The following is a 541-nucleotide window of genomic DNA, read 5'->3' as shown; positions in this document are numbered from 1 at the left end:
GGCAGCGGCACCATCGGCGGCTTCACCGCCAACGCCGGCGGCACGGTCTCTCCGGGCAATTCTCCGGACACGCTCAACGTCGCCGGCAATGTCGCCTTCGCCGCCGGCTCGACCTACCTGGTCGAGATCGATGCCGCGAACAACGCCGACCGCATCGTCGCCACCGGCACCGCCACGCTCGGCGGCGGCACGGTGCAGGTCACAAAGACGGGCGGCGGTTATGTAGCGGGAACGCGCTACACCATCCTCACCGCCAATGGCAGCGTGAACGGCACCTTCGCTGGACTGGTGGCGGCGGGCACCGGCTTGCCGCTGTTCGACCTCGCGCTGAGCTACGATCCCAGCAACGTCTATCTCGACGTCGCGCGCAACGCGGTGACGTTCTGCGGCGTCGCCGCCTCCCGCAACCAGTGCACCGCCGGCAGCGGCGTCGAGAGCCTCGGCGCCGGCAATCCCATCTTCGACGCCGTCGCCAACCTGCCTGACACCGCCGGCATCCGCCGCGCCTTCGACCTGCTGTCGGGCGAGATCCACGCCAGCG

At 70.1% G+C, this 541-nt stretch carries 1 protein-coding gene; it reads left to right on the top strand.

All coding sequences use genetic code 11. The features are described 5' to 3' along the window. The coding region (locus tag FHP25_RS40525; protein ID WP_147852697.1) for an autotransporter outer membrane beta-barrel domain-containing protein at nt 1–541 on the top strand (541 nt) is incomplete at both ends.

The sequence above is a fragment of the Vineibacter terrae genome (assembly GCF_008039615.1).
In the GTDB taxonomy this organism is placed as follows: domain Bacteria; phylum Pseudomonadota; class Alphaproteobacteria; order Reyranellales; family Reyranellaceae; genus Vineibacter; species Vineibacter terrae.
This window is presented reverse-complemented; position numbering and strand designations above follow the sequence as displayed.